Raw genomic sequence first — 13,539 nt, forward strand, 5'->3', positions numbered from 1 at the left:
CAAGGAAAGGAGCAGACACCATGAAAGAAAAAAGACGGGATAACAAAGGTCGTATCCTGCATACTGGAGAGAGCCAACGAACAGACGGAAAATACTTATATAAATATGTGGACGCATTTGGAAACACAAAATATGTGTATGCTTGGAGATTGACACCCACAGACCCGACACCAAAGGGAAAACGGGAAAAACCCTCACTTCGAGAACTGGAACAGCAGATAAGACGGGATATTGAGGACGGTATCGATAGCACAGGCAAGAAAATGACGCTTTGCCAACTCTATGCCAAACAGAACACACAGAGGGCAAATGTGAAGAAAAGCACAATGAAACAACGGGAACAACTCATGCGGTTATTGAAAGAGGATAAGTTAGGTGCTAGGAGCATTGATACAATCAAGCCCTCTGACGCTAAAGAATGGGCGTTACGCATGAAAGACAAAGGCTTTTCCTACAATACCATTAACAACCATAAACGCTCGTTAAAAGCGTCATTCTATATCGCCATACAAGACGATTGTGTAAGGAAAAACCCTTTTGATTTCAAGTTGAGTGAAGTCCTAGAAAATGATACCAAAGAGAAAGTCGCATTGACAGAGGAACAGGAACAAGCCTTATTGTCATTTATTAAGACAGACAATGTGTATCACAAGTATTATGATGATGTGCTGATACTGTTAAAGACAGGACTTCGTATCTCGGAACTGTGCGGACTGACAATCATGGACGTTGATTTTATCCATGAGGTTGTAGTTATCGACCACCAGTTACTAAAGAGCAAGGAACAAGGTTATTATATTGAAACGCCTAAGACAAAAAGCGGAACAAGGCAAGTGCCATTAAGCAAGGAAACGATACAAGCATTTCAACGGGTTATGAAGAAACGCCCAAAGGCAGAACCATTTGTGATAGACGGACGGGGCAACTTCCTATTTGTCAATCAGAAAGGCAAGCCCAAAGTTGCGATTGATTACAATATGCTTTTTGTCCGTATGGTAAAGAAATACAACAAGCACCATAAGGATAGCCCTTTGCCACATATCACACCGCATACGCTACGCCATACATTCTGCACAAGATTGGCAAGCAAGAACATGAACCCGAAAGATTTACAGTATATCATGGGACATTCAAATATCAGTATCACAATGAACTGGTATGCTCATGCGTCCATAGATACTGTAAAATCAGAGGTTCAGCGTTTAATCGCATAGAAGTATTTACCACGATTTTAACCACGCTTGATAGCGAAAATATAAAAAGATAGACCTAGATATGTGAGGTTTACCACAAAAGCAAAATGCCCGTAGAGCCGATAAAATAAGGCTTTGCGGACATTTAAGAAGATATAAAAAGATAGTTAAAAAGATATATATAATTTCTCTTAATTCATTATATTCTTCGCCCGTATCTGTAGCATTTGCACTCAACAAGCTGCTGTTGTATCTAGCCCGTTTGACGCCAGCTCCTTTATCATCCCGCTGTATCTCTATATCATATAATTTCCCTTCTAAATCAACTGCATATATATCCAGCCGAATTGATCTTCCCTGAAGATTATGAATGACATGCTGCACATGAACATCCTGAACTTTCAAATCGTCCCGATTCAGAATAATCTTCAAAAGAATTTCTGCACATTCCGAATCTTCAAATACTTTACTCATAAAGTCATCATCTAACAGGCGGAATTTTTTGATACGTTCCAAATCTGCTTCATGCATTTTCTGTAAATCTGAAACTAATTTATCATTTGGCTTCATACAATCCTCTCTCCTTTCACGAATATCTATAAAAGCAGAAATGACCGTCAAAGCCTTCGCTATATAACTATTTTATATAGTCTATAGTTTTTAGTCAAACAGATTTTATAGAATTAATTTTATGTTGTCTTTTAGTTATTTTCTCACATCCTATCACAAAATCAATCCAGAATCAATAACGAATTAAGTAAATAATATTTTTATATTTTCGCTTATTATCTTGACATAGTTGATTCCAAATGGTATACTCACCGTACCTTTTAAATAACTTTTGCTCTACAAGCAAAGGAGGGCGACTATGAATCACAAATCTATCAATTACGAATCTGAACAGAATACGGAGCGTGTTAACGGAGTTCATGAAGCTATGCCTGCGTATGCAGTTCCACGAAAAAGACAGGGGGAATATACCTTGGAAGACTACTATGCTCTACCAGACGATATCCGTGCTGAACTGATCGACGGCGAACTGATTTTTCTGGAGGCTCCCTCATCTATTCATCAGGAATTAATTGGCGAATTATTTTTTGAAATCAAGCTGTATATACGTACCAATAACGGCCCTTGTAAGATTCTTCCATCACCGTTAGACGTGCAATTGGACTGTGATAACCGCACGATGCTCCAGCCTGACATTTCCGTCATCTGTCATCGCGACCGCATCGTGAAAAAAGGCGTATACGGTGCACCCGATCTCTGCATTGAGATTGTCTCCCCGTCCAGCCGAAAAAGAGATTATGAAAAGAAACGTATGAAATACCAGAATGCCAGCGTACGTGAATATTGGATTGTAGATCCTAAAACAGAATCTGTCCTGTGCTATTTCTTTGAAGAAAGTGACAAACCTCATTCTCATACTTTCGACGATAAGATTCCTGTGCGGATCTATGACAGCAATCTAGTCATCAATTTTGCAGAAATTAAGGAGCGGCTTGTATAAACCGCTCCATGATGACTTTTCTTTTTTATGCTTTATATGACTATTTTTCATGTCAGTTTAGCCAATGCTCCTAACTGCCCATTCAGCAATTTTCTGTTCAGAAGCTTTTGCCTCAGCTCCATGAATCGCAAGACTTATCCCAAAGATTGCACCCTTGCACGCCTTTTTAAGTCCCTGTTCGCTGCTTCCCAGTCCGCTTCCTTCATGTGTCATCAGTCCCATTACCTTCTTGCCTGTAAAGTCCAGCTTCTCGAGCTGTGTAAATACTGCCATCGGATAAGTTCCACACCAACACGGTCCACATACAAAAATTTTGTCATATGCAGCAATATCTTTTAAATATGTTTTCAATTCCGGTCTGGCATTCTCCTGCCATTCTTTCTTTGCTTCTTCTACACATGCACGATAGCTCTCTCCATACTCCGTTACAGTTTCGATTTCAAAGAGATCTCCTCCCACCGCTTTCTGGATATATTCTGCACAAATTTCTGTGTTGCCCTTTGCAAGCTTCTCTATATTACCATTCACGTAATTCTCACCCTTTCGAGAATAGTAGATGATCAAATTCTTCGCCATATCTGTATTCCTCCTGTCTGAATGTTTAATTGCCTTTGTATACTCATACATTTTACTCGTCTGTAGCTATTCAGGCAAGAGTAAACTTATCAGATTCTTGGTATTCATTCTCTTTATTGCCATCGTTTTTAACAGGCAATTCTACTACTCCATTGCGATCAATATCCGTTGCATAAAGACTGTATTTTGGAGTTATTCATATGGATTTTTCTTGTTTTTTATGATATTTTCTAAATAGTACCAATAATTAAAAACCATTTCAAAGGAGGTATCCGTATGAAGCCCCAAAAAAGGTTCCGTTTTCTAATTATCGCACTAACAGCAACCATTTTTCTATCAGCATGCAAGTCATCAGAAAATAATAACTCTGTCAGTACTGCCGCTAAAAAAATTATCCAGACAATTGCTAACTGTCCGAACGAAGAATACTATTCTACGAGCGATATAACTGCTATCGGAGAAGGTACTGATAGTAGTTCAGAAAGTTCAGAAACCGAGCCCGAGCCTGTAGATACCTACCAGAATTTAAAAGATACACTCGGAGAATATTTTACTGATACGGCTTTTGATGCATTTTATAGCCAGGGAATTGCCGATAAATATTTCTCCGACGCTTTTATCAATAATTATGAAATCTCCGTTCAGGATATAGAATTGGTAGAAAAGAAGGATAATTCCGAAACCGTAAAAGTAACCTTAAAAAAAGGGTCTGTTGAAGACACCAATACCTTCTTGTTCACATACGATGATGACGGGCTTGTCACTAAAATCGTTATTACCGATTAGACAAAAGCCGCCGGACAACCTCGTGAAACTTCGTTCACTCAGCCCGCGGGCATACGCCCTCGCCTATTCCGTAAGCCGCTGAACAACCTCGCAAGCACAGCTTGCTCAGCCCGCGGCATATGCCTCGCCTATTCGTAAGCCGCCGGACAACCTCGTGAGCATAGCTCACTCAGTTGTGGGGCGGCGCCCCATGTATGCTTACGGCAGTGCTACAACCTCGTGAACTTCGTTCACTCAGTTGACGGGCATACGCCCTATGCATAAAAGAAAGAGAGGCCAGATCCCTACAAGTAGGATCTTTCCTCTCTTTCTTCCATGCGCACTGCCTATTTCTTAACAATATTTATATCTACTCGAAAATGTTGATTTTACGCTGTTTTTCGCTATCTATCTTATGATTTACTCCATTTTTACTCCAATTTTAAGCCAATATTTTCAGTTCGGCTACTTCTTCTTTTTTCTTTTCTTCTGAAACGTGCGTGTATAAATCGGTTGTCATTGCCAATGTGGAATGACCTAAAAGTTTCTGCACTACCTGTTGGTCTACTCCATTTTCATAACACCTTGTAGCGTATGTATGTCGCAAAGTATGGCAGGTAAACAGTTCAAATATCTTCGGCTCTCTCTTTTCTTCCTTTGCTAGTTCAATCTCTATTACATTGATTTTTGCCACATAGTCTTTGATTGCACTATTGACGTTATAATAATAAACTGGCGAACCGTCCGAACAGGTAAATACCAAGTTTTGAAATTCTTTGTGCTGTTTCCATATTGAGCGTTTCCACATCTTCTGTTCTGTCTGCTTTATCTTCTGATTTTGCAAAATCTCATACACTTCATCTGTCATAGGAATTACACGATTACTGGATATGGTTTTTGCAGTCGTATAGAAAAACTTTGAACCCTCTACGGGACTAGAAGCCTTTGAATAATGAATTGTCTTATTGATTGTAATTTCTCTTTTTTCAAAGTCACAATCTTCCCATTTTAGTCCCAGCACTTCTGCTTTTGTCAATATAAGTCTAAAAAAAATTTGCTTTTAATTCGCAAAAAGCACCACTGTTTTCATCCAGTGATGCTCCTGCGAACAATCTTATTCCGTTTATGCTTTTTCTTCTTTGTAGAAAATGTCATCCATCTTCCAGCTTATCTCCATACGACCTGGTTCATAAATAAAGACTTTCTCAATAATCTTTGACAGCTGTATTTTGTCAAAATCCTGCAATGCTGCAATCTCATTTACTTCCATTTCTTTTTCTGTTGCTTCATCACATTTTTTCTTCGCTACTGCAATCTCATTCTCCAATTCTGCTATCTGCAAAGTGATTTCTAAAATACGGGAAGTCGTTTTTTCCAGTTCTTCCATATACCCTTCCTTGTCCAACACTTCTGAACGATAATCAGAATATAGTTTCATCTTTCTTGACGAGAGTCGCTTTTTTTCACTTTTCAGTGTTGCGATATTTTCTTCTTTCAAAATTGTTTTATGCCATTCTCTTTTCTTTTTCTCAAGATTTTCCGAAATGAATTGTGCCATATTTCTGGCTGCATCCAGTACTGTTTCTTCTGCTTCTTTCCTGTCCATTTTACTTTCCGCACACCCACTAAGACCACTGATATGTGCCTGCATACAGCGATACCCAGTCTCTCTGCTGGTAAAACCAAGTCTTCTTCCACAGGTCGGGCAAAAGAAAATAGGGCAGGCTACTCCTCTTTTTGCAAGAACTTTTTTCTGGTTAGTAAACGCTTTCTCATTTGCTTTCCGGAATAATTCATCGGATATAATTGGTTCATGTGCATTTTCTACAACAATCCACTCCTCTTTATCATTGGAAACCAATTTATTGCTTCCTGTTCTTGCCACTCTCTTTTTATTCCAAATAATTTTTCCAAGATACACTTCATTTTTGAGCATATCTGAGATTGTTGTGACTGACCAGAGTTTCTTTTCTTTTTCGTTTTCTCTGTGCATTTTTATACCTTTTCTGCACATATACTCCCTGCATGTAAGCACATGGGTTTCGTTCAGATATTTTGCTATCTGTCCTTTGGTTTTCCCATCTGCCGCCATTGTGAATATCAGTTTCACTGTTTCAGCCGCTTCTGGATCTATAACCAGATGATGCTTATCTTCTGGATCTTTAATATATCCATATTTTGGAAAAGCCGGCATATATTCACCGTTTTTAGCATGTGTTTTCATCGCAGAACGAACTTTTCTGGACAAATCTCTGCTGTACATTGCGTTCAGCATATTTTTTAACGCTACACTCATTCCTCCAGTAAAACCAGAGGAATTGATACTGTCAAAACCATCGTTAATTGAGATAATTCGAATACCAAGGACTGGCAGGATTTTTTCCAGATAATTCCCCACTTCCAGATAATCTCTTCCAAATCTTGAAAAGTCCTTTATAACAATACTTTTTATACGTCCTGCTTTTGCATCTTCCATCATCCTCTGAAATCCTGGACGGTTAAAGTTTGTACCACTGTACCCATCATCTACATATTCAACTACTGAACAGTTAATAAATTCGTCCTGTTTTTTGATGAATTCGTTTATCAGCATTCTCTGTGCACTGACACTGTTGCTTTCGGCTTTTATACTGCCATCTACATCATTATCCTCCGACGAAAGTCTGATATAAACAGCGATACATTCTGTTACTGGCATGACTCAGCCTCCCGTTCTTTTGCATATTTTCTTAATTCTTCCAACATATCATCATACACCAAACGTACCGTAATAGAACCGCTTTCATGTATTTCGATTTTTTCTACAAAAGCATTGACCATTTCCTTTGTCAGCGTTCTCGTATTGCGGTATTTATTGATCAATGTTTCCCATTCTTCCTCTGTGTGAAAATTTTTTTCATATCCAACCTGATGCTTTAATAAAATCTCCATGTTATTCTGGATCTCTTTTTCTGTTTCCGCATCCTGCTTTGAAAATGTTTCATACTGCTCTGCATCAATAATACGGCACACATAATCCTCAAACAATCTTTCCCGGTGTACTGCCACTTTTTCCAGTTCTTTCCGGCATTTCTTGATTTCCCTGTTAAACACATCATATTTTTTAATGCTTTCCTGTCTTTGATTCAACCGCCGAATCAAATCTACATTTTCAACATATACATTGATATGTACACGTATCACACGCAGTACATAATCATTCACTTCCAAATCAGTGATAGAATGTGGCGTACACTTCCCGTGGAGCTTATTATTTCCACAGTAAAACCTACGATGATTGCCTTTTGTTTTCCCATATAAATACATGGTTTTTCCACAGTCTGCACATACAATTTTCTGCTTGAAAAAGTTGAAGTCTCTTACATTATTGCCATTTGATTTACGAGCTTCATTAACCCGTTTTACGATATGACCAATCTTTTCCTGTACCTCATCAAAATCCTTTCTGCTCACAAGTGCCTCATGGGTATTTTTGATAATGATCCATTCTTCTTTCTGATTCATTTTCTGTCTCTGTGCTGCCCAGGAATCATTGGTAAACTGATTATGCACACTATCACCGGCATAATATTGGTTCTCAAGGATTTTGTGGACTGTTCCTCCACTCCATGTCCATGTCGCTGACTTTTCATTTGCTTTTCCTGCTTTATCCAGCTTGTAGGCTTTCGGGCAGAGATACCCATCCGCATTTAATTTCCGGGCAATCTCTGCATAAGTCATTCCATCAATAAAATACTGAAATATCTTTTTCACCACTGGTGCTGCTACCGGATCTGGAATCAGCTGATGAGGATTATCCTTGTCTTTTTCATAACCATAAGCCATCTGACCGGAAGGAAATTCGCCATTTGCCCAGCTCGTCCGGTATGAACTTCTTATTTTCTTTGCCAAATCTCTGGAATAAAACTCATTATACACGTTTGACATGCTGATCAGCAGGCTTATGTCATCTCTGAACGAATCATAATGATCATTCACCGAAATAAAACGCACATTAAAGAATGGGAACACTCTTTCAATATAGCTTCCTGCCTCTACATAATTTCTTCCAAGTCTAGAAAGATCTTTAACAATAACACAGTCAATATTTCCCTCTTTGATGTCCTGCATCATCTCATTAAAACCATCTCTCTCAAAATTAGTTCCGGTTTTAGATATATCATAATATTCCTTTGCAACCACGATATCTTTCTGTTCTTTTACGAAATTATGAAGCAGAACCATCTGCGTTTCTATCGTATTTCTTTCTCTGTTCTTTTCACTCTCATAGGAAAGCCTTGCATAAAGGGCTGCATGTGAAACTTTTTCACACTGGTTTTCAGCTTCTGTAACCAAATTTTCTTTATTTCCAACATTTACATAATCTACTTTTCTTGATTTTCGAGCCATTTATACGACCTCCCTCTTTTGAATTTCTATTCTTCCGTCCATACCTGTGCTGACATCGCATCCCACCGACTGTATCTGCCGTAACAGAGATTGATAACAATCATCAAAATTAAATCTGACTTCAATATGTTTTTTGTCATATACTAATATCTGGTCAATCAGTTCAACAGCAACAGTTCTTGTAAGTTCCTGTATATTCTGATGCTCGGCAAAATAATCAAGCCAATGATATTTATCACTTTTTGATTCCAGGACTTCACTGATCTGTTGATCAATGCTTCGGACTGCTTCCTCGGCTTTTTTCCGTTTTTCTGTGTACCCGTCATGAAGCTCTTTATAATCTTCTTTTGAATGATTCCTTCACGGAAATCCTCATATAGATAATCTCTTAACTCCCGGCATCGCACGGCTTCTTTTTCTTTTGCTTCTTTTCTAATTTCCAGTTCTTTTATATCCAATTCTTGAATGGTACTTCATGGATAAAATCCATGATTTTTTTCATATCAAGGATATTCTCAATATGGATTTTTACCAGTTCCAATACTGTTTCTTCTAGTTTACCCATTGGTATTCTGTGTGCTGCACACGCTTTCGTAGCCGCATGTCTGGAACAGATATAGTAAGCGTATACCTTTCCTCCTGCCGGAACATCCCGTTTGATCATCATTGCCCCACAGTCTCCACAAACCGCAAGTCCAGATAATGGATATACCTTTTCCTCGTTCGGAGAAGTCCTTGTATCTATCCCTAATAATCTCTGCACCAGTGCAAATTCTCGTTCTGATACGATAGCCTCATGATTTTTTTCAATTCTAACCCAATCTGTCTCCGGCTTTTTCATCAATTTTTTTACTTTATGGTTTGGTGTTGTTCTTTTTCCCTGCACCAGAGTTCCAGTGTATACTTCATTTTCAAGGATTCTTTTTACCGACATGGCGCTCCATTCTGCCTGTTCGTGTGTTTTAAAATTATCCTGAATCCTTATTCCAAGACTGTGCTTATATTCCATTGGTGAAAGAACACCCTGTTTGTTCAATGCATTGGCAATTGCTGTCTGGCTCATACCTGATAATTTCATGCGGTAAATTTCTTTGACGATACCTGCCGCATATGCATCTAGCACCAGTTTGTTTTTATTATCTGAATCTTTCTGGTAGCCATACGGTGTAAACGCTCCAATATATTCCCCATTTTTTCTCTTTACTTCCAGGTGGCTTCTTATTTTGATAGAAATGTCACGGCAATATGCATCGTTAATGAGATTCTTGAAAGGAATCACGATTTCGTCTGCCTGACTTTTTCCTTCCAGGCTGTCATAATGATCATTGACCGCAATAAACCGCACGCCAAGTGCCGGAAATAATCTTTCGATATATTTTCCGGCATCAATATACTCACGTCCAAAACGGGAAAGGTCTTTTACAACGACACAATCCACAATTCCTTTTTTGATATCTTCCAGCATCATCTGAAATGCAGGACGTTCAAAATTAGAACCGCTGTAACCGTCATCCACCCGTTCTGATACAACAACTATATCCTTTTTATCTTTTAGGAAATTTTTTATCAGATCTTTCTGATTTGAGATACTGTTGCTTTCACGCTTTCCAGCAGTAGCAACATCGCCATCTTCTTTCGATAAACGAACATAAATGGCTGCATGATAGATTTTCTTTGAATTGTTAATTTGATTCATCTTCATCCTCCTTAGTTTTACCTTTCCATCAACATTGGTAAAACCCAGAGGGTGAGTCGATTTTGTCCTGATATGAATGAGGAGTCCTGAATTCCTCGTCTCCATATTAACATAACTCTTCAGATTTTACCATCACTTTTTATACAGAAAGCAAAAGTTCCTCAAATGCATCTTCAAAAGATACTCCATTGTTTGCAAACCTTATTTTCACTTTTACATTTCCTATACAGACAAGATAGGGATTTCCCACCTGTCTGAGATATTGAGCTATTCTTTTTTCCTTCGTCTGATTCCGGTCAATCCTTATTTTTCGGATATCCTTCAATTCCTTCAGATCCACATCATCAAAATCCGTTTCCAGATAGTTTCTATATTCTTCTGCCGTCATGCACTTCTCCTTCCATTCCCATCTGAATCCGTACTGCTTTCAGTACCCGATCCAGGCTCCACTTATTTACTCTTCCGCATTTCTCAATAATACATTTTGTGGAAATGCTCATAACCTGTTCAGCCAGTGCCAAACTTCCTTTTCGGATTCCCGTCATATCATATTTACTGATAAAAACATGTGTTGGCAAATACCGTTTCTTATATATTCTTGATGTCAGCGGAACTACCGTTATGACTGAACTGTATGTATTGGCTTTATTATTGCTCACTACGATCACCGGTCTTACACCACCCTGAACAGATGTTGTAGGAAACATACCGAGATCTGCCCATAAGATATCTCCTCTTCGAATCGTCACTTGTCATCTCTCCAATCTTTTTTTATTTGTAAAGCATTCATAGCGCTATATTGGCTCCACAGGGATACGGCAGAGTTCCTTTCCAAGCTGGAAAGCTCTGCCGCATAACCTCTATAGCCAATTTGATTATTAAACAGTGCTCGCTCGATTCTATTTATCCTCGATACCCCGAATCGTTACTCCTGCATCTGCAGGAAGGGAATAATAACCTGTCCGGATGCTACACTCCGGACCACAACCCAAAAACTCTCATTTCCAGGCTCTGGCAGTTCATAGGTTTACCAGTTACAGACTTCTCAGGGTCTGCAAGTGTATCGCATCTCACACATGTCCTCGCATCACCAGCCTGCCAACTGGCTTTGGTCAGTGCTTTTTCGCAGCATTATTAGCTCTAAAAATGTTTTTACGTCTTATAATCCTATAGCGGCATCTTCCTCGTGCTCACTGTATGAAATGTCACGTCAGTTATTATTGGATATTCAGTTATCATGGTGCAATTTAGGGAGTCCTTAAAGCTCCTCTAATTACTAAAGTCAAATGACTTCGGCAGATGCAAAAAATTTTCAAAATTTTTTAAAAAAATTCTTTCATATACATTTCACGCATTTTATTAAGGATCGTTTTCAGCTTGTACGCTAATACTTGTCTGGAAATCCCCATAATCTCTGCCATCTGCGTCTGAGTCTTATTTTCAAAGAAAATGCCATAAATAATCATGCGTTCCTCCGCATTCAGCTTATCGATCACTTTGTGAATATCCTGCTGTTCCATTTTTGTCAGTACACTGTGCTCCACATCACAGTTCAAATCCGGGAAATCCTCAATCATGAATCCTTCTCCATCAATAGACTGTCCACTGTAAGGTACCTCCCGCAGCATCTTATCCACGACCTCTCCTAATTCGTTCTTAATCTCAACTTTTTTTGCCTTGCTACTTCTGTAAAAATTGTTCATCGCATACGCAACTTCTTTTGTAATCTCGATCATTTCTCCATCAATATTTGCGTAGTACTTTCCTTCATAAAAATATGGGTGTTCAATGTACATATCCGTTCCTCCTAAATTTGAAATCTTGTTGCTCGTTTCAAATCCAGAAGGCGGACCTCTGTTTAGGATCATGCCTGCTCCGCCTTTATCCTGCCGGGATACGCCCGCAGTTATTGGCTGAGAAATTCAGGCACGAAAAAAAGCCCCAGTAGTTTTTTCTTAACTACTGAGGCTTTCGTCTCTTTCTTGTATTCAGTTATCTATGCCTTCTTTCATCAGCATAATCATTGTATCAGGATAAAGTTCACAAAGTATCCGCAATACGTTCCCATAAGTTCATCTCATTATTAGAATCGTACATATTTCAATGTAAAAAGTTCACCGTGTTATTCTTCTACTTCTTTTCCATCTATATGTAGTTGAAATTTATCAGGATTATTGACAACATCATAGTCCTTTCCATATTCTAAAGGTCTGTATTCGGCTGTCATTACCGATTCCCCGTCTTCAACATCCTCTTTCCATAAATAGATGTTCATATCAAGGCTCGTCGCATATCCTCTGTCTGTGGAGAATTTTGTTGAATAAAAAGAATCATCCTTGTACATCTGCAAAAGTTCTCTTGCAAACGCTTCTCTATCCTCAATATTTTCCCGGTTAGCGACCACAGTTAAATTTTCATCCCGATTTACGGAAAATGTTCCTACCACATCCGGTTCACCTTCTTTATGACTGGATTCAGGTTTCCCATATATACTTCCTGTAGCAATTATCAAGATGACTGCTCCTGAGATCCCTGTAATTATCTTTTTCTTCATATTTTCATTAATTTCCTTTTAATTTTTTTACTGCATAATTGATCACTTCTTCCGGTGTTGGTCTGTCTCCTTTAAGTGTCATTTTCTTCCATTCTTCCTGCACAGCCGGATCGGGATTATCAAATCCTGCATCTATGGCTATCTGCATTTCTCTGCGTACTTCTTCTGGTGTTGTGTTGTACTTTTCTGCAATCTTCTCATAAATAGTTTTCTCTCTCATTCATTTTCCTCCTATATATAACCGGAATTACTCCTTGTTCTATAGAACCAATTTAGCATATTTCTATTATCATGAAAAGACACTTTACAACTTAAATCTGAATAAATGGTCAAAAAAAGAAGAGCTACTTGCTCTTCCCAGTTTGTCATATCACTCTTCCAATAATGTGTGAATTACTTTGATGATTTTTTTCTGCTCTTTAATCGGAAGTTTTTCAATTTTTTCTGTCAGCTCATTGGTAACACCTGTAACTGAATGTGCCACAACATCAATTAAAAGAGTATCTGCTGAAACATCTAATGCATTTGCAATTGCAACAAAGGTATCCAATTTTGTAACTTTCAAGCCTCTCTCTATTACACTCACATGCGTTGGACTTAAATTTACTAATGCAGCCAGTTCCTCTTGCGTGAGATTTTTTGCTTCTCGTGCTGATTTGATTCGCTGTCCAACTGCTTTCAAATCCATCGTAACACCTCCTCCAGAACGAATAATCGTTCTGAATTTAGTATACTTGTGGATATCTTAAATATACAGAATCGCAAAACCAAGTTCTAATTCTACAGAACTATATCCAAAGTTTTTCTTTGCATTTTCGTAAAAAAGCGTTATGATTGAATCAGTTAAATCAAAGGA

At 38.4% G+C, this 13,539-nt stretch carries 14 protein-coding genes and 1 pseudogene; 3 read left to right on the top strand and 12 right to left on the bottom strand.

What is annotated here, in order from left to right; translation table 11 throughout:
- Nucleotides 1-20 precede the first annotated feature (20 nt).
- On the top strand, nt 21-1,214 hold the full coding sequence (locus tag DXA18_RS09705; RefSeq protein WP_118383807.1) for a site-specific integrase: 1,194 nt from the start codon (nt 21-23) through the stop codon (nt 1,212-1,214).
- A gap of 6 nt (nt 1,215-1,220) precedes the next feature.
- Here DXA18_RS09705 and DXA18_RS15825 read toward each other — a convergent pair whose 3' ends face one another.
- Complete coding sequence (locus tag DXA18_RS15825) at nt 1,221-1,763, bottom strand: PD-(D/E)XK nuclease family transposase (RefSeq protein WP_199665568.1); 543 nt, start codon at nt 1,761-1,763, stop codon at nt 1,221-1,223.
- 298 nt (nt 1,764-2,061) lie between these two features.
- Between DXA18_RS15825 and DXA18_RS09715 the strand changes: the two genes are divergently transcribed.
- The gene (locus tag DXA18_RS09715; protein WP_118383779.1) at nt 2,062-2,703 is read left to right on the top strand and encodes a Uma2 family endonuclease; all 642 of its coding nucleotides are present in this window, start codon (nt 2,062-2,064) and stop codon (nt 2,701-2,703) included.
- 57 nt (nt 2,704-2,760) lie between these two features.
- Here DXA18_RS09715 and DXA18_RS09720 read toward each other — a convergent pair whose 3' ends face one another.
- Nucleotides 2,761-3,279, bottom strand: coding sequence for a flavodoxin (locus DXA18_RS09720; RefSeq protein WP_118383780.1), 519 nt, complete (start codon nt 3,277-3,279; stop codon nt 2,761-2,763).
- A 276-nt stretch (nt 3,280-3,555) separates the two neighbouring features.
- Between DXA18_RS09720 and DXA18_RS09725 the strand changes: the two genes are divergently transcribed.
- Entirely contained in the window at nt 3,556-4,065 is a 510-nt protein-coding gene (locus DXA18_RS09725) for a hypothetical protein (protein WP_118383781.1), read from the top strand.
- A gap of 421 nt (nt 4,066-4,486) precedes the next feature.
- On the opposite strand, the gene DXA18_RS09730 is transcribed toward DXA18_RS09725, so the two are convergent.
- From DXA18_RS09730 to DXA18_RS09775, 10 genes and pseudogenes are all read right to left on the bottom strand, one after another.
- On the bottom strand, nt 4,487-5,080 hold the full coding sequence (locus DXA18_RS09730) for a tyrosine-type recombinase/integrase (RefSeq protein ID WP_243007087.1): 594 nt from the start codon (nt 5,078-5,080) through the stop codon (nt 4,487-4,489).
- Nucleotides 5,081-5,167: 87 nt separating this feature from the next.
- Nucleotides 5,168-6,742, bottom strand: a complete 1,575-nt coding sequence (locus DXA18_RS09735; RefSeq protein WP_027089931.1) for a recombinase family protein — start codon at nt 6,740-6,742, stop codon at nt 5,168-5,170.
- The gene (locus tag DXA18_RS09740; RefSeq protein WP_118383782.1) at nt 6,733-8,433 is read right to left on the bottom strand and encodes a recombinase family protein; all 1,701 of its coding nucleotides are present in this window, start codon (nt 8,431-8,433) and stop codon (nt 6,733-6,735) included. The genes DXA18_RS09735 and DXA18_RS09740 overlap by 10 nt, the downstream gene beginning before the upstream one ends.
- Nucleotides 8,434-10,129 (bottom strand): annotated as a pseudogene (locus DXA18_RS09745) (recombinase family protein). It abuts the gene before it with no gap.
- A 139-nt stretch (nt 10,130-10,268) separates the two neighbouring features.
- Nucleotides 10,269-10,517 (bottom strand): DUF6870 family protein, encoded by a 249-nt coding sequence (locus DXA18_RS09750; protein ID WP_005344286.1) that lies wholly within the window; start codon nt 10,515-10,517, stop codon nt 10,269-10,271.
- Nucleotides 10,498-10,878: a type II toxin-antitoxin system PemK/MazF family toxin gene (locus DXA18_RS09755; protein ID WP_118383783.1), complete on the bottom strand. Its 381-nt coding sequence runs from the start codon at nt 10,876-10,878 to the stop codon at nt 10,498-10,500. The genes DXA18_RS09750 and DXA18_RS09755 overlap by 20 nt, the downstream gene beginning before the upstream one ends.
- 573 nt (nt 10,879-11,451) lie before the next feature.
- The gene (locus DXA18_RS09760) at nt 11,452-11,925 is read right to left on the bottom strand and encodes a sigma factor-like helix-turn-helix DNA-binding protein (RefSeq protein ID WP_024720747.1); all 474 of its coding nucleotides are present in this window, start codon (nt 11,923-11,925) and stop codon (nt 11,452-11,454) included.
- 326 nt (nt 11,926-12,251) lie between these two features.
- A complete protein-coding gene (locus tag DXA18_RS09765; protein WP_118383784.1) occupies nt 12,252-12,683 on the bottom strand; it encodes a hypothetical protein in 432 nt (143 codons plus the stop codon).
- 7 nt (nt 12,684-12,690) lie between these two features.
- Nucleotides 12,691-12,903: a sporulation initiation factor Spo0A C-terminal domain-containing protein gene (locus tag DXA18_RS09770; RefSeq protein ID WP_026648209.1), complete on the bottom strand. Its 213-nt coding sequence runs from the start codon at nt 12,901-12,903 to the stop codon at nt 12,691-12,693.
- 150 nt (nt 12,904-13,053) lie between these two features.
- Complete coding sequence (locus tag DXA18_RS09775; protein ID WP_008688152.1) at nt 13,054-13,371, bottom strand: helix-turn-helix domain-containing protein; 318 nt, start codon at nt 13,369-13,371, stop codon at nt 13,054-13,056.
- Nucleotides 13,372-13,539: the final 168 nt, after the last annotated feature.

Origin of the sequence: Dorea sp. AM58-8 (genome assembly GCF_003464045.1) — a bacterium.
Classification (GTDB): Bacteria; Bacillota; Clostridia; order Lachnospirales; family Lachnospiraceae; genus Claveliimonas; species Claveliimonas ammoniilytica.

Bases quoted from the DNA above. Each gene is read 5' to 3' on its own strand.
- DXA18_RS09725 (WP_118383781.1), top strand. From the start codon at position 3,556: ATGAAGCCCCAAAAAAGGTTCCGTTTTCTAATTATCGCACTAACAGCA.
- DXA18_RS09765 (WP_118383784.1), bottom strand. From the start codon at position 12,683: ATGAAGAAAAAGATAATTACAGGGATCTCAGGAGCAGTCATCTTGATA.
- DXA18_RS09770 (WP_026648209.1), bottom strand. From the start codon at position 12,903: ATGAGAGAGAAAACTATTTATGAGAAGATTGCAGAAAAGTACAACACA.
- DXA18_RS09750 (WP_005344286.1), bottom strand. From the start codon at position 10,517: ATGACGGCAGAAGAATATAGAAACTATCTGGAAACGGATTTTGATGAT.
- DXA18_RS09760 (WP_024720747.1), bottom strand. From the start codon at position 11,925: ATGTACATTGAACACCCATATTTTTATGAAGGAAAGTACTACGCAAAT.
- DXA18_RS09775 (WP_008688152.1), bottom strand. From the start codon at position 13,371: ATGGATTTGAAAGCAGTTGGACAGCGAATCAAATCAGCACGAGAAGCA.
- DXA18_RS09715 (WP_118383779.1), top strand. From the start codon at position 2,062: ATGAATCACAAATCTATCAATTACGAATCTGAACAGAATACGGAGCGT.
- DXA18_RS15825 (WP_199665568.1), bottom strand. From the start codon at position 1,763: ATGAAGCCAAATGATAAATTAGTTTCAGATTTACAGAAAATGCATGAA.
- DXA18_RS09740 (WP_118383782.1), bottom strand. From the start codon at position 8,433: ATGGCTCGAAAATCAAGAAAAGTAGATTATGTAAATGTTGGAAATAAA.
- DXA18_RS09735 (WP_027089931.1), bottom strand. From the start codon at position 6,742: ATGCCAGTAACAGAATGTATCGCTGTTTATATCAGACTTTCGTCGGAG.
- DXA18_RS09705 (WP_118383807.1), top strand. From the start codon at position 21: ATGAAAGAAAAAAGACGGGATAACAAAGGTCGTATCCTGCATACTGGA.
- DXA18_RS09720 (WP_118383780.1), bottom strand. From the start codon at position 3,279: ATGGCGAAGAATTTGATCATCTACTATTCTCGAAAGGGTGAGAATTAC.